This window comes from Streptomyces sp. NPDC045026 (assembly GCF_056432625.1).
The window spans coordinates 88,724-110,375 of the sequence record NZ_JBWKIS010000021.1 but is presented as its reverse complement, the minus strand read 5'-3'; the positions used below and the strand labels follow the sequence as shown (position 1 = coordinate 110,375).

The 21,652-nt window shown below is 72.5% G+C and carries 16 protein-coding genes, 1 pseudogene and 1 riboswitch; of the genes and pseudogenes, 12 read left to right on the top strand and 5 right to left on the bottom strand.

From position 1 onward, the window contains the following. Positions 1 to 85 precede the first annotated feature (85 nt). On the bottom strand, positions 86 to 1,684 hold the full coding sequence (locus tag AC07EJ_RS33120; protein ID WP_389475521.1) for an ABC-F family ATP-binding cassette domain-containing protein: 1,599 nt from the start codon (positions 1,682 to 1,684) through the stop codon (positions 86 to 88). Between the two features lie 223 nt (positions 1,685 to 1,907). Between AC07EJ_RS33120 and ypfJ the strand changes: the two genes are divergently transcribed. Both ypfJ and AC07EJ_RS33110 read left to right on the top strand, forming a co-directional pair. After that, entirely contained in the window at positions 1,908 to 2,786 is an 879-nt protein-coding gene (gene ypfJ, locus AC07EJ_RS33115) for a KPN_02809 family neutral zinc metallopeptidase (protein WP_389475519.1), read from the top strand. 91 nt (positions 2,787 to 2,877) lie between these two features. Further along, the gene (locus tag AC07EJ_RS33110; protein ID WP_389475517.1) at positions 2,878 to 3,294 is read left to right on the top strand and encodes a VOC family protein; all 417 of its coding nucleotides are present in this window, start codon (positions 2,878 to 2,880) and stop codon (positions 3,292 to 3,294) included. Positions 3,295 to 3,310: 16 nt separating this feature from the next. Here AC07EJ_RS33110 and AC07EJ_RS33105 read toward each other — a convergent pair whose 3' ends face one another. The 3 genes from AC07EJ_RS33105 to AC07EJ_RS33095 form a co-directional block, all read right to left on the bottom strand. Continuing rightward, positions 3,311 to 4,744 (bottom strand): hypothetical protein, encoded by a 1,434-nt coding sequence (locus tag AC07EJ_RS33105; RefSeq protein WP_389475515.1) that lies wholly within the window; start codon positions 4,742 to 4,744, stop codon positions 3,311 to 3,313. 180 nt (positions 4,745 to 4,924) lie between these two features. Further along, positions 4,925 to 6,052, bottom strand: coding sequence for an alpha/beta hydrolase (locus AC07EJ_RS33100; protein WP_389475513.1), 1,128 nt, complete (start codon positions 6,050 to 6,052; stop codon positions 4,925 to 4,927). Between the two features lie 69 nt (positions 6,053 to 6,121). Then, complete coding sequence (locus AC07EJ_RS33095; protein WP_389475511.1) at positions 6,122 to 6,799, bottom strand: class II aldolase/adducin family protein; 678 nt, start codon at positions 6,797 to 6,799, stop codon at positions 6,122 to 6,124. Positions 6,800 to 7,002: 203 nt separating this feature from the next. On the opposite strand from AC07EJ_RS33095, the gene AC07EJ_RS33090 reads away from it, so the two are divergent. The 10 genes from AC07EJ_RS33090 to cobI all read left to right on the top strand — a co-directional run bounded on the left by AC07EJ_RS33090 (position 7,003) and on the right by cobI (position 20,850). Then, positions 7,003 to 7,746 carry a lysozyme gene (locus AC07EJ_RS33090; protein WP_389475509.1) on the top strand — a complete coding sequence of 248 codons (744 nt, stop codon included), beginning with the start codon at positions 7,003 to 7,005 and terminating at the stop codon, positions 7,744 to 7,746. Between the two features lie 189 nt (positions 7,747 to 7,935). Continuing rightward, on the top strand, positions 7,936 to 9,201 hold the full coding sequence (locus AC07EJ_RS33085) for an inorganic phosphate transporter (RefSeq protein WP_389475507.1): 1,266 nt from the start codon (positions 7,936 to 7,938) through the stop codon (positions 9,199 to 9,201). Between the two features lie 15 nt (positions 9,202 to 9,216). Beyond that, positions 9,217 to 9,438, top strand: a complete 222-nt coding sequence (locus AC07EJ_RS33080) for a hypothetical protein (RefSeq protein ID WP_362908088.1) — start codon at positions 9,217 to 9,219, stop codon at positions 9,436 to 9,438. 158 nt (positions 9,439 to 9,596) lie between these two features. Continuing rightward, positions 9,597 to 9,668: riboswitch (cobalamin riboswitch) on the top strand. 133 nt (positions 9,669 to 9,801) lie between these two features. Next, entirely contained in the window at positions 9,802 to 10,743 is a 942-nt protein-coding gene (locus AC07EJ_RS33075) for a cobalamin biosynthesis protein (protein WP_389475664.1), read from the top strand. Further along, positions 10,740 to 12,314: a cobyric acid synthase gene (locus tag AC07EJ_RS33070; protein WP_478885646.1), complete on the top strand. Its 1,575-nt coding sequence runs from the start codon at positions 10,740 to 10,742 to the stop codon at positions 12,312 to 12,314. The genes AC07EJ_RS33075 and AC07EJ_RS33070 overlap by 4 nt, the downstream gene beginning before the upstream one ends. Continuing rightward, on the top strand, positions 12,311 to 15,991 hold the full coding sequence (cobN, locus tag AC07EJ_RS33065; RefSeq protein WP_478885645.1) for a cobaltochelatase subunit CobN: 3,681 nt from the start codon (positions 12,311 to 12,313) through the stop codon (positions 15,989 to 15,991). The genes AC07EJ_RS33070 and cobN overlap by 4 nt, the downstream gene beginning before the upstream one ends. Beyond that, on the top strand, positions 15,988 to 18,042 hold the full coding sequence (locus AC07EJ_RS33060; RefSeq protein WP_478885644.1) for a putative cobaltochelatase: 2,055 nt from the start codon (positions 15,988 to 15,990) through the stop codon (positions 18,040 to 18,042). Before cobN ends, AC07EJ_RS33060 begins: the two co-directional genes overlap by 4 nt. Then, positions 18,042 to 18,641: a cob(I)yrinic acid a,c-diamide adenosyltransferase gene (cobO, locus tag AC07EJ_RS33055; protein WP_389475499.1), complete on the top strand. Its 600-nt coding sequence runs from the start codon at positions 18,042 to 18,044 to the stop codon at positions 18,639 to 18,641. The genes AC07EJ_RS33060 and cobO overlap by 1 nt, the downstream gene beginning before the upstream one ends. Continuing rightward, entirely contained in the window at positions 18,638 to 20,089 is a 1,452-nt protein-coding gene (locus AC07EJ_RS33050) for a cobyrinic acid a,c-diamide synthase CobB (RefSeq protein ID WP_389475497.1), read from the top strand. Before cobO ends, AC07EJ_RS33050 begins: the two co-directional genes overlap by 4 nt. Next, positions 20,086 to 20,850 carry a precorrin-2 C(20)-methyltransferase gene (cobI, locus tag AC07EJ_RS33045; RefSeq protein WP_389475495.1) on the top strand — a complete coding sequence of 255 codons (765 nt, stop codon included), beginning with the start codon at positions 20,086 to 20,088 and terminating at the stop codon, positions 20,848 to 20,850. Before AC07EJ_RS33050 ends, cobI begins: the two co-directional genes overlap by 4 nt. Before the next feature lie 32 nt (positions 20,851 to 20,882). Here cobI and AC07EJ_RS33040 read toward each other — a convergent pair. Beyond that, a pseudogene (locus tag AC07EJ_RS33040) lies at positions 20,883 to 21,605 on the bottom strand (ZIP family metal transporter); the annotation flags it as partial. Positions 21,606 to 21,652 lie beyond the last annotated feature (47 nt).

Below are 21,652 nucleotides of genomic sequence, written 5' to 3'. Positions count from 1 at the left end.
CCATACCGAGTGGATCAGGCCTTCGATCAAGCCGTGCTGACGGCCGACCGTGATCGTGCGGGCGCGAAACGCGGCCGCGGAAGGGTCAGGCGAGGCTGACCAGATCCGCGTAGTCCTGGCCCCACAGGTCCTCGACGCCGTCGGGCAGCAGGATGATCCGCTCCGGCTGGAGCGCCTCCACGGCGCCCTCGTCGTGGGTGACGAGGACGACGGCGCCCTTGTAGGTGCGCAGCGCGCCGAGGATCTCCTCGCGGCTGGCCGGGTCGAGGTTGTTGGTGGGCTCGTCGAGGAGCAGGACGTTCGCGGACGACACGACGAGCGTGGCGAGCGCGAGGCGCGTCTTCTCACCGCCGGACAGGACACCGGCCGGCTTGTCGACGTCGTCCCCGGAGAACAGGAACGAGCCCAGCGTCTTGCGCACCTCGACCAGGTCCAGGTCGGGGGCGGCGGAGCGCATGTTCTCCAGGACCGTGCGCTCGGGGTCGAGGGTCTCGTGCTCCTGCGCGTAGTAGCCGAGCTTGAGGCCGTGGCCCTCGATGATCTCGCCGGTGTCGGGCTTCTCGGCGCCGCCGAGCAGCTTGAGCAGGGTGGTCTTGCCCGCGCCGTTGAGGCCGAGGATGACGACGCGCGAGCCCTTGTCGATGGCCAGGTCGACGTCGGTGAAGATCTCCAGGGAGCCGTACGACTTCGACAGGCCCTCGGCCATCAGCGGCGTCTTGCCGCACGGGGAGGGCTCGGGGAAGCGCAGCTTGGCGACCTTGTCGGAGACGCGGACCGCGTCGAGCCCGGCGAGCAGCCGGTCGGCGCGCTTGGCCATGTTCTGCGCGGCGACGGTCTTGGTCGCCTTGGCGCGCATCTTGTCGGCCTGGGAGTTGAGGGCCGCGGCTTTCTTCTCGGCGTTCTGGCGCTCACGCTTGCGGCGCTTCTCGTCGGCCTCGCGCTGCTGCTGGTAGAGCTTCCAGCCCATGTTGTAGACGTCGATCTGCGAGCGGTTCGCGTCCAGGTAGAACACCTTGTTGACGACCGTCTCGACGAGGTCGACGTCGTGGGAGATCACGATGAAACCGCCGCGGTACGTCTTGAGGTAGTCGCGCAGCCAGACGATGGAGTCGGCGTCGAGGTGGTTCGTGGGCTCGTCGAGGAGCAGGGTGTCCGCGTCCGAGAAGAGGATGCGAGCCAGCTCGATACGGCGGCGCTGACCGCCGGAGAGCGTGTGCAGGGGCTGGCCGAGTACGCGGTCGGGCAGGTTGAGCGCGGCGGCGATGGTGGCGGCCTCGGCCTCGGCGGCGTATCCGCCCTTGGTGAGGAACTCCGTCTCCTGGCGCTCGTACTGCTTGAGCGCCTTCGCGCGCGTGGCTCCCGTGCCGCTGGCGATGCGCTGCTCGTTGTCCCGCATCTTCTGGATCAGGGTGTCGAGGCCGCGCGCGGACAGGATGCGGTCGCGGGCCAGGACGTCGAGGTCCCCGGTGCGGGGGTCCTGCGGGAGGTAGCCGACCTCTCCGGAGCGGGCGATCTGGCCGCCGGCCGGGGTGCCTTCACCGGCGAGGCACTTGGTGAGGGTCGTCTTGCCCGCGCCGTTGCGTCCGACCAGGCCGATGCGGTCGCCCTTGGCGATACGGAAGGTGGCGTTCTCGATGAGGATGCGGGCGCCGGCGCGCAACTCGATGGCCGAAGCGGTGATCACGGACAGACTCCTGAGCAGGGAATGGACGGCGGAAGGGCTACTGAGGGCGGTGAGCCGTCTAGTGCGTGCGGAGAATGGCCATGGGCCAAGTCTAACGGGACGATGCAAACAGATTTCCGCCGTGCTGTTCCGGGGCCGAGGGGCAGACCGCCATGAACTGTCCGATAGTGGGCGTTGGGCGGCGGGCCGCCGCCCCTGACGTGCGGCAGAGGGCGGTGCGGCCATGCAGTTCGACGACGACGCCGACCTGGACACCTCCGAGGTCCAGGACAGGCGCCGGGTCCCCGGCGGCCGGCGGACCATCGGCGGTGGCCTCGCGGGCCTGCTCGCCCTTCTGATCGGCCTCTTCTTCGGCACGGACGAATTCGGCCTCTCCTCCGGCGGCGGCGTACCCGACTCGACCGTCTCGTCCGCTGCCCAGGTCAGCCAGGACTGCCGTACGGGCCAGGACGCGAACAGCAAGGAGGACTGCCGCATCGTGGCGGTCGTCAACAGCGTCCAGGACTACTGGCGTCAGGAGTTCCGCGACCGCAGGGGCACCTACTCCCCCGCGCAGACGGTGTTCTTCACCGGCCAGGTCCAGACGGCGTGCGGCACGGCGACCTCGGCGGTCGGGCCGTTCTACTGCCCGAGCGACCGCAGGGTCTATCTGGACCTGGGATTCTTCGACGATCTGCGCACCAAGTTCGGCTCCAGCGGCGGCCCCTTCGCGCAGGCGTACGTGGTGGCGCACGAGTACGGGCATCACGTACAGAACCTGATGGGGACGCTCCAGCGCTCCCAGGACGGCCGTACGGGCCAGAACAGCAACGCGGTGCGGGTCGAGCTCCAGGCGGACTGCTACGCCGGGGTGTGGGCGCACCACGCGACGACGACGCCCGACGACAAGACGGGCAAGCCGCTGATCACGAACCTCAGCGACGCGGACATCCGCGACGGCCTGGACGCCGCGGCCGCCGTCGGCGACGACCGGATCCAGGAGAAGTTCCAGGGCCGGGTGACGCCCGAGACCTGGACTCACGGCTCGGCCCAGCAGCGGCAGCAGTGGTTCTACGAGGGCTACCGCACCGGCGACATGGCGCAGTGCAACACGTTCCGGTGAGCGGGACGGGCTCGCGGGGCGAATTGTCAGTGCCGGGTGCCAGTCTGGATCGGGCAGCACATTCCGGACCGGCGAAGAAGGAGTGAGCACGGTGAGCGGTACGAAGGGCGAGGGGCGCGCGAGCTTCTACCCGTCCTTGCTGTACGCCGACGCGAAGGCCGCGATCGAGCAGCTGACCTCGGCGTTCGGCTTCACCGCCGCGGCCGTGCACGAGGGCGAGGGCGGCTCGGTGATGCACGCCGAGCTGACGTACGGGAACGGCGCGGTGATGCTCGGCTCGAAGGGCCGCGGAGGCCGCTTCGACGAGGCCATGAAGGGCGCGGGCCCGACCGGGATCTATGTCGTCGTGGACGACGTCGACGCCCATCACCGCCGGGCCGTCGAGCACGGCGTGGAGATCCTGATGCCCCCGACGGACCAGGACTACGGCTCCCGGGACTACATGGCCAAGGACGCCGAGGGCAATGTGTGGAGCTTCGGGACGTACGCGCCGGAGATACCGGCCTGATCGCGGGGGCGCGGCGTCACACGCCTCCGGTGTGCACCTGGAAGGCGGCCCGGCGGACGGCCTTGGCGAGCGCCGGGTCCGGGTGCGCCGCGGCCAGCGCGACAAGGACCTGGACGGTGCGTGGATGCCCGGCCGCGCGGACCTCGTCGAGGAGGGCCGGCACGGTGGGCTGCACGGCGGACTCCAGATGGCGTACGAGGAGCTGGGCCTCGCCGTGGTCCGCGACGGCCGCCGCGGTGTCCACCCACAGCCAGGTCGTCTCCTCGCGGGTCAGCACCAGGTGGACGTCCTCGGGATCGGCGCCTTCGTACTCGGCGAGCCACAGCAGCGCGTAGGGGCGCAGGGGCGGCTCGTCGGCGACGGATCTGACGACGGGCTCGGCGGGGGCTCCGACGACGCGCAGCGCCTCGAAGGCGAGGCCGCGCAGCAGGGCGTCCTCGCCGCGGGCGGCGGCGATCAGCTCGGTGACGGCGCTGCCGACGGGGCGGGCGGCGAGCCAGGCGCGGTACTCGGCGCGGGCCGCGTTCGGGCGCAGCCGTGCGCAGCCTCTGAGCATGGCGTCGGCGGACTGCTCGATGTTGCCCGCCGGGGACTGGGCGGCCACGCAGATCTGCTCCAGCTTGACCCAGACCGCCCAGCTGCCGAGCGGCGTGAGGGTGGCCTGGCCGTCGGCATAGGTGAGGGCGCCGACGGCGGCGAGGCCGTGCAGGGCCCAGTCGAGGAGCGGGAGGAGGGCAGTGCCGGTGGTGCCAGTGGTGCCGGTGGTGCCGATGGCTGCGCCGGTGGGCTCGGGCTGCGGACCGTAGGGGATCTCGCAGCGTTCCGTGCGCAGTTCCTCGACGCGCTGGCCGAGGAGATCGAGGAGCTGCGGTACGGGGACCGGGCCGGCCGAGAGCTGGAGGAGGGAGAGCACCTGAGGCATCGCCTCGACGACCTCGGCGACCGCGGCGGCCTCCAGGCTCTCGTCGGCGGGGTGGGCCAGGGACCAGGCGTCGAACAGCGCGACCCAGCCGCGGAGCACGGCGGTGTCGTCGCGGTCCCAGGCGCGCAGGCGCCAGCCGGGGCGCGCGCTGTCGCCGTGCACCTCGACGAGGCCCGCGAGGCGTGCGGTATCCCAGTCGGCGCGGACCTGTCGCGGGGTCAGGTCCAGGTCGGCCGCAGCGCGTTCGGCGGTGGGCGCCGAGAGCGCGCCCCTGCCGTCTGGGGCGCCCTGGCCGCTGCCCGGGCTGAGGGCGGCGTCGGCCCAGCGGGCCACGCGGGCGGCGTCGGCGAGGCCGCGGCGGGCCATGCGGGCCAGTTCCCCCGGTGGTGGGGTGCCCTCCGGCGGGCGGGGCGCCGGGCGGGGCGGACGTGTCTGGGTCACCACTCCGTCGGTCCGCACGGGGGCGGCGGCAAGGGTGCGCGGGCGGACGAGTCGGAGCCTGGAGTCGCGCGGGATACGGGACGTCACGGGGGCAGTCTTCCGGTTGACGGTCCGAAAACCCAAACGGAATCGTTCCGGGGCTCGTTGCGGGGGTCGCGGGAGGGTCCGCGGACCGGCGTGCGCCGGGGGTCTACGCGGGCCTTCCTGCGCATCTGTCCCGTGCGGCCGGCGGGCGGTCCCCGTGGGCCCGACGGAGCTGTGGCGGAGCTACATGAGGGGGGTGAGGAAGCGGCGGAGGGTCTCCTCGTACGTCTGCGGGTCGGCGTTCCACATGGCTCCGTGGGGCGCGTTGTCGACGGTGTGGAGGGTGACCAAGTCGGGGCGCCGGGCGGCCAGTTCGCGGGACAGGGCCCAGGGGGCGATCTCGTCGTCGGGGCCGTGCATCACGAGCGTGGGGACCCGCAGCGCGTCGGGGTGGGCGGCGGTGTCGAGGCGGTCGCCGTGCAGACCGGTGCGGCCCTGGGCGGCGCGGACCGCGAGGGGCAGCAGGGGGCCGGGGACGCGGCGGGCCTCGGCGAGGGCACGCAGCGTGACGTCCCAGGCGAGGACGGGTGAGTCGAGGACGAGTCCGGAGATGCGGTGCCGCAAAGCGGAATGCGCCGCCGCGTGCAGGGCCATGGCGGCGCCGGTCGACCAGCCGTGCACGATGACGCGTTGCGCGCCGTAGCGCACGGCGTAGCGGATCGCGGCGTCCAGGTCGCGCCACTCCGTCTCGCCGAGGTGGCCGAGGCCGTCCGGGGAGCGGGGGGCGCCGAGGTCGCCGCGGTAGGCGAGGTCCAGCACGGGGAAGCGCTGGCGGTGCAGGAAATCCATGAGGACCATGGGGTGCTCGCGCGTGGTGCCCAGGCCGTGGACGGTGATGACCCAGGTGTCGCGGGCGCCGGGGACGAACCAGGCGGGGAGCGCGCCCAGTTCGCCGGGGATGTCGATGTCGGCGTGGTCGAGGCCGAGTGCCGCCTTGGGGTCGCCGATGTACACCTGGGGGGTGAGCCAGGCCTTGGCGCCGGGTTCGAGGGAGCCGTGGGTGACGCGCTCCAGGCGCCGTACGACGGCGTCCGCCGCGCGCGGCTCGGAATCGAGGACGGGCCCGACCACGGCGTGGAATCCGTCGCCGCTCAGGCCGTAGGTTCCCGGGCGCAGGGAGGCCAGGTCGCGGGTGAGAGTGAGCCGGCCCGCGGCGGTGGCGTGGACGGTCAGGCGCGGCTCGGTGGGCAGGGGCCGGCCCGCGGGCGCCTTGAGGGCGGCGTCACTGGCGAACCGGCCGGCCGCGATCGCGGCTGCGCCGGCACCGATGACTGCGGTGACGGCAGCGGCCGTCGCTCTGGCGGTGCGCACCGTCCCAGTGTCCGCGCCCGCGCACCGACCGGCCAGCGGGGCGGGGCCGCAGGGTCGCCGGGCGCCGGTTCAGCCTCGCTGCCCGTACCCCCGCAGCTTCTCCTCCACCTCGCGCACCTGGTCGCGGGTGAGGAGCGTCGGCGTGTGGTGGGGATGGGCGCTCGCGGTGAGCCAGACGCGGCACAGCCATTCGAGCTGGGCCGTGCGGTCGTAGGCGGCGGCGAGGGTGTCGCCGTAGGTGAGGGTGCCGTGATTCTGGAGCAGGCAGCCTGTCCGCCCCTTGAGAGCGTCGAGCACGTTCTCGGCCAACCGCTCGGTGCCGTACGTCGCATACGGGGCAACTCGGACGGGTCCGCCGAGGGCCGCCGCCATGTAGTGGATGAGCGGGAGTTCGGGCACGAGGGTGGAGACGGCGGTGGCGTGGACCGCGTGGGTGTGGACGACGGCGCGGGCGGACGTGGCGCGGTAGACCGCCAGATGCATCGGGAGTTCGCTGGTCGGGGCGAGGGTTCCGGCGCGCTGCCGGCCGTCGAGCCCCACGGCGACGAGATCCCGCGCGGTGAGCTCGTCGTAGGGGACGCCGCTCGGCGTGGCGAGGACGGTGTCGCCGATCCGGACCGAGACGTTTCCCGAGGTCCCGACGACGAGGCCGTCGGTGACGGTGCGCCGGGCCGTCGCCACGAGCTCGCCCCACACACGGGCGAGCCCGCTCCCGGCCCGCCCCGATCCCCACGCTGCCTGCGTCATGCGCCGCATCCTGCCAGTCGGCGGCCGGGGCCGCGTAGATCCGGAGACGGGGCACTTTAGTGCGGAGTCCAGGAGTCCGGAAGCTCACGAATGGGCATGAATGCCCGCCTGGAAATGATTGGCTGGAGATCGACGGGCATAGCGGGATCTTCCGGTAGCCTCCGGCGGGATTTGTCATGCACGTCGCCATTTCGGGGGGAAATATGGCTCGTGATCACAAACCGTCCCGTCGCCGTGCGCACATCGCGACCGCGACATCACTCGCCGCCCTGACGCTCGGAGGGACCGCCCTCGCCGAGGCTCCGGCGTCCGCGGCGGGCGACACATTGGGGCACGACGTCTCGTCGCACCAGAGGCACGTCAACTGGCAGAAGGCCAAGAGCAAGGGCGCACGGTTCGTCTACGTCAAGGCGACCGAGTCCACCACCTACCGCAATCCCTACTTCGAGCAGCAGTACAACGGAGCGCGGAGCACGGGCATCATCCGGGGCGCGTACCACTTCGCGCTCCCGAACAAGTCGTCCGGCCGGACGCAGGCCTCGTACTTCGTGAGCAACGGGGGCGCGTGGCGGGCGGACGGCTGGACGCTGCCGCCGGCGCTCGACATCGAGTACAACCCGTACAGCTCGAAGAAGTGCTACGGCCTGACCAAGGGGAGGATGGTCTCCTGGATCAGGTCGTTCAGCGACGAGGTGCGCCGCAGGACGGGCCGCCGGCCGGTGATCTACACCAATTACCACTGGTGGAAGAACTGCACGGGCAACAGCACGGCCTTCGCGGGCAACCACGCGCTCTGGCTCGCCCGCTACGACGAGTCCGCCGGGGCCCTGCCTTCGGGCTGGTCGTACTGGACGTTCTGGCAGTACGACAACAGCGGCGGGCTGCCGGGTGACCAGAATCTCTTCAACGGTTCACAGGCCCAGTTACGGAGGTTCGCCCGCGGCTAGCGGAGGGCTCACTTCCGCTTGATTGAGCCACCGTTCCGCTTCGCGGACGGCCCCGTGCCGCCACCCCGTTCCCAACGGAGTGGCGGCACTCCGCTTCGGGTCACCACACCGCCCGCCCCAGTTCATCTTCCGTTCACTCAGATTGCCTACGGTCCACGTGCCACTGACGTCCAACAGAAGCCTGGGTAAATGGAACACATCACGCTTCTCCTCGGGATCGTGATCGTCACCGCTCTCGTGTTCGATTTCACGAACGGTTTCCACGACACTGCCAACGCGATGGCCACCACCATCTCGACCGGCGCTCTCAAGCCCAAGACGGCGGTGGCCATGTCCGCCGTGCTGAACCTCGTCGGAGCCTTCCTCTCCGTGGAGGTCGCCAAGACGATCTCCGGCGGCATCATCAACGAGGACGGACTCAAGACCGAGGTCATCTTCGCGGCGCTGGTGGGCGCCATCCTCTGGAATCTGCTGACGTGGCTGGTGGGGCTCCCCTCCAGCTCCTCCCACGCGCTCTTCGGCGGCCTCATAGGCGCCGCCGTGATGTCGATGGGCTGGTCGTCGATCAACGGCGGCACCGTCGTCACCAAGATCCTGCTCCCGGCCGTCGCCGCGCCGCTCGTGGCGGGCATCGCCGCGATGCTGGCCACCCGGCTCACGTACCGGATAGGCAGTAAGACCGACCAGAAGGCGACCGCCAAGGGCTACCGCGCCGGGCAGATCGCCTCCGCGGGCCTGGTCTCGCTGGCGCACGGCACGAACGACGCGCAGAAGACGATGGGCATCATCACGCTCGCCCTCATCACGGGCGGCGTCCTGAACCCCGGCTCGAACCCTCCGATGTGGGTCATCGTCTCGGCCGGTACGGCCATCGCGCTCGGCACCTACCTCGGCGGCTGGCGCATCATCCGCACCATGGGCAAGGGCCTCACGGACCTCGCGCCGCAGCAGGGCTTCGCCGCCCAGACCAGCGCCGCGACCGCGATCCTCGCCTCCTCGCACATCGGCTTCTCGCTCTCCACGACGCAGGTCTGCTCCGGCGCCGTGATGGGCTCGGGCCTCGGCCGCAAGGGCGGCGTCGTCCGCTGGTCGACCGCGACCCGCATGTTCATCGCCTGGGGCCTGACCCTGCCGGCCGCCGGTCTGGTCGGCGCGGGCGCCGAGTTCCTCACCAAGCAGGGCTCGTGGGGCGTCGCCGTCACCGCGCTGCTCCTGATCGCCGGCGCGGGCACCATCTGGGCGCTGTCCCGCCGCAACTCGGTCGACCACACGAACGTCACGGACGACGACGACACCGAGGTCCCGGCCGAGCCCGCCGGCGTCGTGACCACCGCGATCGCGGCCGTCACCCCGCCGCCCGCCGGCACGGTCGCCGACCTGGCCGACGTGAAGACCACCATCCCCGCCTCGCCCGCCCCGCCCTCGGCGGAGCCCGCGCGACCGGCCACGGTCTAAGGAAGCAGCAGCGCTATGCACATCGACTGGGCAGCACTCGGCTCCGTGTTCGGAGTCAGCCTCGTGATCACGGTGGCCCTCGTGGGCCTGTTCACCCTCGGCATCGTCGGCCTCACCAAGCGGGAGTCGGCGGCGGCCCAGGGCGGTTCGGCGACGCTCGCCGTCTCCGGCGCCTACGCCTGCTTCGCCCTGTGCGCGGCGGCCGTCGGCTACGGGATCTTCCTGATCGTCGCCTGACCGGAGGTAACCGGCAGGAGTGCGGGGTGCGGGACGCGAGGGCGTCCCGCACCCCGCTTCGTGTGTGCCTCAGCACACTCTCCCTTCGCAGGTCAACGGCAAGTTGACGGGCGTTCGCGGGGCGTGGTGGACTTCCGGGGCCATCTACGGCAGCAGGAGAGGAAGCCGGTGCGAATCCGGCGCGGTCCCGCCACTGTCACCGGGGAGTGATCCCCGCGAGCCAGGAACTCTCGCTGCCGGTCTCTTCCAACCAGGGCGTGGACACCCTGAGTGAGGACATATCGCCATGCGCGGCTGCCAGTTGCGGGTGCTCCCGCCGAGAACGAGTACAAGGGTTCCGTTCGCCGTAGCGGCGAGCTGACCGTGCGGGCCGAGCGCGTCTTCGCGTACGGCAGCGCCGCCGGGCTCCTCGGTGACCTCCTGTTCGGCGATCCGCGCCGCGGGCATCCGGTCGCCGCGTTCGGGCGGGCCGCGGGCGCCGTCGAGCGCGTGCTGTGGCGCGACCACCGCGGGTGGGGCGCACTGCACACCGCCGTGTGCGCCGGGGGCGCCGCCGTCGCCGGTGGCCTCGCCTCGCGCGCCGTGCGCCACTCCCCCACCGCCTCCATCGCCCTCACCGCCGCCGCCACTTGGGCGGTCGTCGGCGGTACGTCGCTGGGGCGCGAGGCGCGCGCCATCGGGGGCGCACTGGCCGCCGGTGACGTGGACGCGGCGCGCGAGCGGCTCCCTCATCTGTGCGGGCGTGACCCGCAGGCCCTGGACGCGGACGGGATCGCGCGGGCCGTCGTCGAGTCCGTCGCCGAGAACACCTCCGACGCCGTCGTGGGCGCGCTCGTGTGGGGCGCCGTCGCCGGGGTCCCCGGGCTCGTCGCGTTCCGTGCCGTGAACACGCTGGACGCCATGGTCGGGCACAAGTCGGCCAGGTACCGCCGCTACGGCTGGGCCTCCGCGCGCCTCGACGACGTGGCCGGATGGCCGGGCGCGCGGCTGACCGGCGTGCTCGCCGCGGTCGCGGGCGGGCGTCCGCGCGGCGCGCTCAGAGCGTGGCGCGAGGACGCGCGGCTGCACCCGAGCCCCAACGCCGGTGTCGTCGAGGCCTCGTTCGCGGGGGCGCTCGGGGTGCGGCTCGGGGGGACGTTGTCGTACGGCGGGCGGGTCGAGCATCGGCCCGTGCTGAACGCGTCGGGCCGGTCCGTGGGGACCGCCGACGTCGAGCGGGCGGCGCGGCTCTCGCGGCGCGTGAGCTGGCTGGCCCTCGGCGTGTGCGTCGCCGGGCGGGCACTGTTGCAGAGGGGGAAGTCGTGAGTGGTGGCGGACTGCTGGTGGCAGGGACCACGTCCGATGCCGGGAAGAGCGTCGTCACGGCGGGGATCTGCCGGTGGCTGGTGCGGCAGGGGGTGAAGGTCGCCCCGTTCAAGGGACAGAACATGTCCCTCAACTCCTTCGTGACCCGCGAGGGCGCCGAGATCGGACGGGCGCAGGCCATGCAGGCGCAGGCCGCCCGCGTCGAGCCGAGCGCCCTGATGAACCCCGTACTGCTGAAGCCGGGCAGCGACCGGAGCAGTCAGGTGGTGCTCATGGGCAAGCCGGTGGGCGAGTTGAGTGCCCGGGGGTTCTTCGGGGGGTCCGGGCCCGCGGCGAAACCGCTGTCAGGTGCTGTGTCCCCCGGGAAGGCGCTGCACGGGGGACGGCAGGCGGCACTTCTGGACACCGTCGTGGGATGCCTGGAGGAACTCCGGGGCAGCTATGACGCCGTGATCTGTGAAGGGGCGGGCTCTCCCGCCGAGATCAACCTGCGTCGCACCGACATCGTCAACATGGGGATCGCGCGGGCCGCGCGGCTGCCCGTGCTCGTGGTCGGCGACATCGACCGCGGCGGCGTCTTCGCGTCGTTCTTCGGCACGACGGCGCTGCTCGCGCCCGAGGACCAGGAGCTGCTGGCCGGCTATCTGGTGAACAAGTTCCGCGGGGACGTCTCCCTGCTCGAACCCGGCCTCGACATGCTCAAGGACCTGACCGGGCGCGCCACGTACGGCGTGCTCCCCTTCCAGCACGGCCTCGGCATCGACGAGGAGGACGGGCTGCGCGTGTCGCTGCGCGGTTCCGTGCGCGAGTCACAGACCGCGGCCCCGGTCGGCGAGGACGTGCTGCGCGTCGCCGTCTGCGCCGTGCCGCTGATGTCGAACTTCACCGACGTGGACGCACTGGCCGCCGAGCCGGGCGTCGTCGTGCGGTTCGTCGACCGAGCCGAGGAGCTCGTCGACGCGGACCTGGTCGTCGTGCCGGGAACGCGCGGCACCGTCAAGGCACTTCAGTGGCTGCGCGAGCGCGGCCTCGCCGACGCCCTCGCGCGCCGGGCCGCCGAGGGCCGCCCGGTCCTGGGGATCTGCGGCGGTTTCCAGGTGCTCGGCGAGCGGATCGAGGACGACGTCGAGTCGCGCGCGGGCGCCGTGGACGGGCTCGGACTGCTGCCCGTACGGGTGCGGTTCGAGCGCGAGAAGACCCTCGCCCGGCCCGTCGGCGAGGCACTCGGCGAGCGCGTCGAGGGTTACGAGATCCATCACGGGGTCGCCGAAATCACCGGCGGAGAAGCCTTCTTGGACGGATGCCGCGTCGGCTCCGTCTGGGGCACGCACTGGCACGGCTCGCTGGAGGCGGACGGCTTCCGCCGGGCGTTCCTGCGCGAGGTCGCGGCCGCCGCGGGCCGCCGTTTCGTACCGGCGCCCGACACGTCGTTCGGCGCGCTGCGCGAGGAGCAGCTCGACCGGCTCGGCGATCTGATCGAAGAACACGCGGACACGGACGCGCTGTGGCGGCTCATCGAGTCCGGCGCTCCGTCAGGACTGCCATTCATTCCACCGGGAGCGCCCGCATGAGCACAGTGTTGTTGTTGTCGACCGCAGACACCGATCTGCTGGCGGCCCGGGCCTCCGGCGCCCCCTACCGGATCGGGAACCCGACCCGCGTCGACGTCGAGAGCGAGCTGCCGGAGCTGCTCGCCGGCGTGGACATCGCCGTCGTACGGCTCCTCGGCGGCAAGCGCGCCTGGGAGGACGGGCTCGCGGCGCTGAAGGCGTCCGGCGTGCCGACGGTCCTGCTCGGCGGCGAGAGCGTCCCGGACGCGGAGCTGATGGCCGAGTCCACCGTGCACGCGGGCGCCGTGGCCGAGGCGCTGCGCTATCTCGTCGAGGGCGGTCCCGGCAACCTCGTCGAGCTGGCCCGATTCCTCGTCCAGGACGTGCTACTCCACGGGCACGGCCGGGCCGGGAGCACGCAGGAGCGGCACAGCGCCGAGCCGCAGAAGATGCCCGAGTACGGGGTGCACGGCCGCCGTGCCCGCGTCGAGGGCCGTCCGACCGTCGGCGTGCTGTTCTACCGCGCCCACGAGCTGTCCGGGAACACCGCGTTCGTGGACACGCTGTGCGACGCGATCGAGGCGCGCGGCGTCAACTCCCTTCCGGTGTACTGCGGTTCGCTGCGCGGCGCCGACCCCGGCCTGTACGAGCTGCTCGGCGGGGCCGACACCCTGGTGGCGACCGTGCTCGCGGCGGGCGGCACGCACGCCTCGCAGGCGTCCGCGGGCGGCGACGAGGAGGCCTGGGACATCGGCGCACTGGCCGACCTCGATATTCCCGTCCTCCAGGGTCTTTGCCTGACGTCGTCGAAGGCTGCGTGGGAGGCGTCGGACGCCGCGCTGTCGCCGATGGACGCGGCGATGCAGGTCGCGATCCCGGAGTTCGACGGCCGGATCGTCACCGTGCCGTTCTCCTTCAAGGAGGAGGGCCCCGACGGCGTTCCGGTGTACGCGGCCGACCCCGAGCGGGCCGCGCGCGTCGCCGGAATCGCCGTGCGTCACGCGCGTCTCGGCCACAAGCCGAACGGCGAGAAGAAGCTCGCCGTCGTCTTCACGGCCTACCCGACCAAGCACTCGCGGGTCGGCAACGCGGTGGGCCTCGACACCCCCGCCTCCGCCGTCCGCGTCCTGGACGCGCTGCGCGAGGCCGGTTACGGCGTCCACGGCTACCCGGACAACGGTGACGAGCTGATCCACCGGCTGATCGAGGCGGGCGGCCACGACGTCGAGTGGCTCACCGAGGACCAGCTGGCGTCGGCGCCCGCGCGGGTGCCGCTCGCCGACTACCGCGCCTGGTTCGACAAGCTGGCGCCCGAGCTGCGCGACGGGATGCTGGAGGCGTGGGGCGAGCCGCCGGGCTCCCTCTACGTCGACGGCGACGACATCGTGCTCGCGTCGCTCCAGTTCGGCAACGTCGTCGTGATGATCCAGCCGCCGCGCGGCTTCGGCGAGAACCCCATCGCGATCTACCACGACCCGGACATGCCGCCGTCGCACCACTACATGGCCGCGTACCGCTGGCTGGAGAACTCTTTCGGCGCGGACGCCGTCATCCACATGGGCAAGCACGGCACCATGGAGTGGCTGCCCGGCAAGGGTCTTGGTCTGAGCGGGAGTTGTGCGCCCGACGCGGTCCTCGGCGAGCTGCCGCTGATCTACCCGTTCATCGTGAACGACCCGGGCGAGGGCACGCAGGCCAAGCGCCGCGGGCACGCCACGGTCGTCGACCACCTGGTCCCGCCGATGGCCCGCGCCGACACGTACGGCGATCTCGCGAAGCTGGAGCAGCTCCTCGACGAGTACGCGCTCGTCTCGGACCTGGACCCGACGAAGGCCCCGGCCGTGCGTGCCCAGATCTGGACGCTGGTCAAGGCCGCCGAGCTGCACCACGACCTGCATGTCGACGAGCAGCCGGACGACGGCGACTTCGACGAGTTCGTGATGCACATCGACGGCTATCTGTGCGAGATCAAGGACGTACAGATCCGCGACGGTCTGCACATCCTGGGCGGCGGCCCGGTCGGCGAGCCGCGCGTGAACCTCGTGCTCGCCGTGCTGCGCGCCTCGCAGGTGTGGGGCGGCACCGCGAACGCGCTGCCCGGCCTGCGGGCCTGCCTGGCCGAGCACTTCGGCCTGGTCGAGAAGGAGCTGCTCGGCGAGCCGGGCGCCCCGGTGAAGGTGCCGGCCGAACTGACGGACCTCGTCAGCGGTCCCGCCCGCAGCGCCGCCGACGCGATCGACCTCCTGGAGCAGCTGTGCCGGCGCGCGGCCGAGGGCATGGAGGAGCGCGGCTGGGACGCCGCGGCCGTCCCCGCGCTCGTCCGGGACATCCTCGGGACCGAACTCCCGGACGCTGTCGCGGTGTTGGGGTTCGCGTGCCGTGAGGTCGTGCCCCGGCTCGCCCGTACGACGGACGAGATCGGGCACATCCTGCGCGCGCTCGACGGCGGATACGTGCCCGCGGGACCGTCCGGGTCGCCGACGCGCGGTCTGGTCAACGTGCTGCCGACGGGCCGCAACTTCTACTCCGTCGACCCGAAGGCGATCCCCTCGCGGCTGAGCTGGGAGGTCGGGCAGGCGCTCGCCGACTCGCTCGTCGCACGCTATCTGGCCGACACCGGCGAGTACCCCAAGTCCGTGGGCCTCACGGTGTGGGGCACCTCCGCGATGCGTACGCAGGGCGACGACATCGCGGAGATCCTCGCGCTGCTCGGCTGCCGCCCGGTGTGGGACGACGCCTCGCGCCGTGTCACCGGCTTCGAGATCGTGCCGGCCGCCGAACTCGGCCGCCCGCGCATCGATGTGACGGTCCGTATCTCGGGCTTCTTCCGCGACGCCTTCCCGCACGTCGTGGGCCTGATCGACAACGCCGTGCAGGCCGTCGCCGCGCTGGACGAGAGCGCGGAGCAGAACTACGTACGCGCCCATGTCGAACAGGACACCGTCGAGCACGGCGACCGGCGGCGGGCCACGGCCCGGATCTTCGGCTCGAAGCCGGGCGCTTACGGGGCGGGTCTCCTGCCGCTGATCGACGCCCGCAACTGGCAGTCCGACGCCGACCTCGCCGAGGTGTACGCGGTGTGGGGCGGCTACGCGTACGGGCGCGGGCTCGACGGGCGTGCGGCCCGCGGCGACATGGAGACGGCGTTCCGCCGCATCAACGTGGCGGCGAAGAACGTCGACACCCGCGAGCACGACCTCGTCGACGCCGACGACTACTTCCAGTACCACGGCGGCATGGTCGCCATGGTGCGGCATCTGACGGGGGCCTCCCCCGAGGCGTACGTCGGCGACTCCGCCGTGCCCGACCAGGTGAAGACCCGCACGCTCGGCGAGGAGACCCACCGGGTGTTCCGCGCCCGTGTGGTCAACCCGCGCTGGATGGCGGCCATGCGCCGCCACGGCTACAAGGGCGCCTTCGAGATGGCCGCCACCGTCGACTACCTCTTCGGGTACGACGCGACGGCCGGCGTGGTCGACGACTGGATGTACGAGAAGCTGTCGGCCGAGTACGTCTTCGACGCGGAGAACCAGGACTTCATGAAGAAGTCCAACCCGTGGGCCCTGCGGGGCATCACCGAGCGGCTGCTGGAAGCGGCCGAGCGCGGCCTGTGGGCCGAGCCGGACGCGCAGACGCTGGAGCGGCTGCGGGCCACGTATCTGGAACTTGAGGGCGACTTGGAGGGCGACGACCAGTGAGTACCCCCTATCCGTTCACCGCGCTCGTCGGGCAGGACGACCTGCGGCTCGCGCTGCTGCTGAACGCGGTCAGCCCCGCCGTCGGCGGGGTGCTCGTGCGCGGCGAGAAGGGCACGGCCAAGTCCACGGCCGTACGCGCCCTCTCGGCCCTCATTCCCGAGGTCGAGGTCGTTGCCGGGTGCCGCTTCTCGTGTGCGCCCGGCGCCCCGGACCCGGCGTGCCCGGACGGCCCGCACGAGACCGGGCCCGGCACCTCGCGTGCCGCGCGCATGGTCGAGCTGCCCGTCGGCGCGTCCGAGGACCGGCTCGTCGGCGCGCTCGACATCGAGCGGGCGCTCGCCGAGGGCGTCAAGGCCTTCGAGCCGGGGCTCCTCGCCGACGCGCACCGCGGGATCCTGTACGTCGACGAAGTGAACCTGCTGCACGACCACTTGGTGGACCTGCTGCTGGACGCGGCAGCGATGGGCGCCTCGTACGTGGAGCGCGAGGGCGTGTCCGTGCGGCATGCCGCGCGCTTCCTGCTCGTCGGCACCATGAACCCCGAAGAGGGCGAGCTGCGGCCGCAGTTGCTCGACCGGTTCGGCCTCACCGTGGAAGTCGCCGCCTCCCGCGAGCCCGACCAGCGTGTCGAGGTCGTCAAGCGGCGCCTCGCCTACGACGACGACCCCGAGGGCTTCGCCGGGAAGTGGGAGCAGGAGGAGTCCGCCGTACGGGCGCGGATCGTCGCGGCCCGTGACCTGCTGCCTTCGGTGCGGCTCGGCGACGGCGCGCTGCGGCAGATCGCCGCGACGTGCGCCGCGTTCGAGGTCGACGGGATGCGCGCGGACATCGTGATGGCGCGTACCGCGACGGCGCTCGCCGCATGGGCGGGCCGCACGGATGTGCTGGCCGAGGACGTGCGGCAGGCCGCGCTCCTCGCGCTGCCGCACCGCAGGCGCCGCAACCCGTTCGACGCGCCGGGGCTCGACGAGGACAAGCTCGACGACACCCTGGAGGAGTTCGGCGGGCAGGACGGCCCGGAGGGTGACGGCGACGACGAGCCCGACCCGGACGGCGACGGTCCCGGTGGCGGCGGACAACCCACGCCGGATGCCCCCGAGGGCGAGGGCCCGGACACGGGCGGCGACCAGGCCGCCGACATCCCCGCGCAGGGCGAGCCCGCCGAGAGCGGCGAGCAGAATGCCCCCGCGGGCGGCGGCGAACAGGCGGCCGCACGGGCCGCCGAGCCCTTCCGTACGAAGATGCTGAGCGTGCCCGGACTCGGTGAGGGTGCCGCCGGGCGGCGCTCGCGGGCCCGCACGGAACACGGGCGTACGACGGGCGCGCGGCGCCCGCGTGGCGCGCTCACCAAACTGCACCTCGCGGCGACCGTGCAGGCCGCGGCCCCGCACCAGCGGGCGCGGGGGCGTTCCGGCCCTGGGCTCGTGGTGCGGCGTGACGATCTGCGGCAGGCGACCCGGGAAGGCCGCGAGGGCAACCTCGTGCTCTTCGTGGTCGACGCCTCCGGGTCGATGGCGGCGCGGCAGCGGATGAGCGCCGTGAAGGGCGCTGTCCTGTCGCTGCTCCTCGACGCGTACCAGCGGCGGGACAAGGTGGGGCTCGTGACGTTCCGCGGCTCCTCGGCCGACGTGGCACTGCCGCCGACGTCCTCGGTGGACGCGGCAGCCGTACGGCTCGAGTCGCTGCCCACCGGTGGGCGTACGCCGCTGTCCGCGGGGCTCCTGAAGGCGCACGACGTGCTGCGTGTGGAGCGGCTGCGGGACCCGGCGCGCCGGCCGCTCGTCGTCGTGGTGACCGACGGGCGGGCGACGGGCGGTCCTGAGCCGGTGGCGCTCGCGGGGCGTGCGGCGCGGCTGCTCGCCGCCGAGGGAACGGCGTCGGTCGTCGTGGACTGCGAGTCGGGTCCCGTGCGGCTCGGGCTCGCCGGTCGGCTGGCGGGCGAACTGGGCGGGACGGCGGTGACGCTCGAGGAGTTGCGGGCCGATTCCATCGCCGGGCTCGTGAAGGACGTACAGGGTGGTCTGCAGTCGAACAGCAGGAGGGTCGCGTAATGCCTCAGGGACAGCCGAGCGTCGTGCCGGACGACGGGCTCACGACGCGGCAGCGGCGCAACCGGCCGCTCGTCGTCGTCCACACCGGCATCGGCAAGGGCAAGTCGACGGCGGCCTTCGGGCTCGCCCTGCGCGCCTGGAACCAGGGCTGGCCCATCGGGGTGTTCCAGTTCGTCAAGTCGGCGAAGTGGAAGGTCGGCGAGGAGAACGCGCTGCGCGTCCTCGGCGCGAGCGGCGAGGGCGGGAGCGTCGACTGGCACAAGATGGGCGAGGGCTGGTCCTGGGTCCAGCGCGACGCGCAGATGGACAACGAGGAGAAGGCCCGCGAGGGCTGGGAGCAGGTCAAGCGCGATCTGGCCGCCGAGACGTATCAGCTGTACGTGCTCGACGAGTTCGCCTACCCGATGCACTGGGGCTGGATCGACACCGACGAGGTCATCTCCGTGCTGCAGGACCGGCCCGGTACCCAGCACGTCGTGATCACCGGGCGCAACGCGCCGGAGAAGCTCGTGGACTTCGCCGACCTGGTCACCGACATGTCCAAGGTCAAGCACCCGATGGACGCGGGCCAGAAGGGCCAGAGGGGCATCGAGTGGTGAGTACGTCCGTGCCTCGGCTCGTCATTGCCGCGCCCTCGTCGGGCAGCGGCAAGACGACCGTCGCGACGGGTCTGATGGCGGCGTTCGCCGGACGCGGGCTCGCCGTGTCGCCGCACAAGGTCGGGCCCGACTACATCGACCCCGGGTACCACGCGCTCGCCACGGGGCGCGCCGGGCGCAACCTCGACGCGTACCTGTGCGGGCCCGAGCTGGTGGCCCCGCTCTTCGCGCACGGGGCGCGGGGGTGTGATCTCGCCGTCGTCGAGGGCGTGATGGGGCTTTTCGACGGGGCGTCCGGTCAGGGGGAGCTGGCCTCGACCGCGCATGTCGCGAAGCTGCTGCGGGCGCCGGTGGTTCTTGTGGTGGATGCTTCGTCGCAGGCGCGGTCCGTCGCCGCTCTGGTGCATGGGTTCGCCTCGTTCGATCCTGAAGTGCGGCTCGCCGGGGTGATCCTCAACAAGGTCGGGTCCGACCGGCACGAGGCGATCCTGCGCGAGGCGCTGGACGAGTCGGGGGTGCCGGTGTTCGGCGCGTTGCGCCGGGGCGGGGAAGTGGTGACTCCCTCGCGGCACTTGGGGCTCGTGCCGGTGGCCGAGCGGGGGGCCGAGGCGGTTGCGGCTGTTGCCGCCATGGCTGAGCTGGTGCGGAGTGGGTGTGACCTCGACGCGCTGTATGCGGTGGCGCGCAGTGCTCCGTCGTTGGGGGGTGCGGCTTGGGATGCGGCTGAGGTTTTGGGGTCTCTCCCCCAGCCCGCCCCTTCCCGGAACCGGGGCTGTGCCCCGGACCCCGGTCCTCAAACGCCGGACGGGCTGAAATCACCGGTCGTCGCCCTTGCCGGCGGCCCGGCCTTCACCTTCTCCTATGCCGAGCACTCCGAGCTGCTGACCGCCGCCGGAGCCGAGGTCGTGCCCTTCGATCCTCTCCGTGACGAACAACTCCCGGACGGAACACGGGCGTTGGTCGTCGGCGGGGGGTTCCCCGAGGTGTATGCCTCCGAGCTGTCCGCCAACGAACCGCTGCGCAAGGCCGTCGGTGAGCTCGCGCGGTCCGGGGCGCCCGTCGTCGCCGAATGTGCCGGGCTGCTGTACCTCGCGCGGTCCCTCGACGGGCAGCCGATGTGCGGAGTGCTCGACGCCGACGCGCGGATGTCGGAGCGGCTGACGCTCGGGTACCGGGACGCGGTGGCCGTGTCCGACAGCGTGCTGGCCGTGAACGGTACGCGGGTGCGCGGCCACGAGTTCCATCGCACCGTCGTCGACCCCGGGGCCGGCGCCTCCCCCGCATGGGGCATCACGCGTCCCGACCGGCGCGTCGAAGGGTTTGTGCAGGGCGGGGTGCACGCCTCGTACCTGCATGTGCACTGGGCCGCCGTGCCCCAGGCGGCGCGGCGCATCGTCGCGCAGGCAACCGAAGTCGCGCGGGCAACCGAAGGAGTCACCCCGTCATGACCAGCAACACCACGCACCGGCTGACCGGCGTCGGCGTGGGTCCCGGTGACCCCGAGCTCGTGACCGTGAAGGGCGTGAACGCCCTGCGCGAAGCCGCCGTCGTCGTCGTACCGGTGATGGCCGCGGCCGACGGGACCGACGGCGGCGAGCCCGGCCGCGCCGAGGCGACCGTCCTGCACTACGTGCCCGCCGACAACGTCGTCCGCGTCGTCTTCGCGCTCAACGAGCGCTCGGACCGGGCCCGGCGCGAGGCCGCCTGGGACGCGGCCGGTGAGCGCGTCGCGGCGCTGCTGCGGGAGCACGGCTCGGTCGCGTTCGCCACGATCGGCGACCCGAACGTGTACTCCACGTTCACGTATCTCGCCCTGACCGTCGGGGAGCTCGTGGCGGGGACCGTCGTCGAGACCGTGCCGGGCATCACCGCCATGCAGGACCTCGCCGCGCGCTCCGGCGCCGTGCTCACGGAGGGCACCGAGCCGCTGACGCTCGTGCCGGTGACCGCCAGTTCGGCCGTGCTCAAGGAGGCGCTCGCGGGGCCCGGCACCGTCGTCGCGTACAAGTTCGGGCGGCTGGCGGGCGAGGTCGCCGCGGCGCTGCGCGAGACGGGGCGGACGCAGGACGCCGTGTGGGGGTCCGCGCTCGGGCTGCCCGAGGAGTCCATCAGGCCCGCCTCCGAACTGGGCACCGACGCCGCGCTGCCGTACCTGTCGACGCTGATCGCGCCCGCGCGGCGCGACGGCGGACGGGGCGGGAAACTGTGACCCGCCGGGGGGCGGAACGGGCCCTGGTCCCCCGCCGCGCCGATCACCAGCCACATCAGGGCGGCGCCCGCGATCGTGCACAGGAGCGTGGAGCGCGCCGGGTGGTGGTGGCCGGCCTCCGGCAGGATCTCCGCGGCCGCGATGTACAGCAGAACGCCGCCGAAGAACCCGAGGTAGCAGGCGAGGGCCTGCGGCGGAATGGTGAAGAGCAGGGTCGACGCGGCGCCCACCACGGGGGCGAGCGCGTCCGCGCCCACCATCGCGAGTGCCTTGCGGCGGGCGTTCCCGTAGGCGCGCGTGATCGTGTACGTGTTGAAGCCGTCCGCGAAGTCGTGCGTGATCACGGCGAGCGCGACCGTGTAACCCATGGTCGTGCTCACCTGGAACGAGGCGCCGATCGCGACGCCGTCCGCGACGCTGTGCCCGACCATCGCGGAGGCGGCGCCGAGGCCGACCTGGGGCACCTGCTCCTCGCCCTCCTGCGCCCCGTGCGCGGCCTGGCGCATCGCGAGCAGCCGCTCGACGATGTGCGCGGCGAGGAAGCCCGCGACGAAGAGGAGCAGCGCGGCGGGCACTCCGTAGATCTCGTTGCCCGCGCCGTGCAGGGCCTCCGGCAGCAGGTCGAAGCCGACCACGCCGAGCATCAGGCCGCCGGCGAATCCGAGCACCAAGTGACGCCGGTCGGTGACGTGGTGGGCGGTCCAGCCGCCGACGAGTGTCATCACGAACGAGCCAAGTGCGACGAGGACGGCCATGGTCCCTTGCTAGCGGATCGGCACACCCCGCGCACGCCCGGGACCGG